Below are 769 nucleotides of genomic sequence, written 5' to 3'. Positions count from 1 at the left end.
TGGCTGGCTAGGGGAGACTATGATTTCTGTGCGCGAACAGATAGCGCATCTGCCCGCTGAGCAGCGGGAAAAATTCGCCGGCCTGATCCGTGCCGTGCCCGCTCAGTTCCGCTACGGCTCGGCTTTCCGCAAGACCAAGCGCAAGATCCTCAAGGCCCGGACGGTGCCGTCCTGGGGGCGGCAGGAGCGGTCCGAACGGCTGCGGGAACTCCTGCTGAGTGCGGCTTCGACGGAATATTACGGCTCCACTCCTGGATATGAGCCGCTGACGGAGTTTGCAAAGAATAACCGGGGAGAGGACCCTTTCGTGGTCCTGGGAGAACTGCCCGTTCTGACGCGTCAGGCCTTGTCGGAGAACACTGAGCGCATGATTGCCACGGATCCGTCCAAGGTGGAACTCGTGGCCAGTTCGGGAACGTCGGGTAATCCTATTCTTTTCCACCTGGATAAGGCCCGGGGGGCGGGGGAATGGGCATATGTGCAAACCGCCTGGCACCAGGACACCGGCTACGACTTGAATGACTGGCGGTTATTTCTGCGCGGCGCCGTGGAATTCGACGAGTCCAAGGACCACCTGGTCCAGGCCGCCACGGGCGAGGTGGTGCTGCGCATCCAGGCGCTGGCGCCCGAGCGGATCGCCGAGCACTGGAAGCTGGTGACCGAGCGGGAGATCCGCTACATCCACGGCTACCCCGCATCCATCGACTACATGGCCCGGTTGCTGGAGACGCACCTGCCCGACGACGAATGGCGCTTCCGGATCAAGGGG

Annotated in this window: 1 pseudogene; it reads left to right on the top strand. The window is 62.9% G+C overall.

The features are described 5' to 3' along the window. Window positions 1–28: 28 nt before the first annotated feature. Window positions 29–769: pseudogene (locus FCK90_RS15180) on the top strand (phenylacetate--CoA ligase family protein); the annotation flags it as partial.

Source organism: Kocuria coralli (assembly GCF_008831305.1).
GTDB classification, from domain to species: domain Bacteria; phylum Actinomycetota; class Actinomycetes; order Actinomycetales; family Micrococcaceae; genus Kocuria; species Kocuria coralli.
The sequence above is the reverse complement of the archived record's forward strand: the minus strand, read 5'-3'. Positions and strand labels throughout refer to the sequence as shown.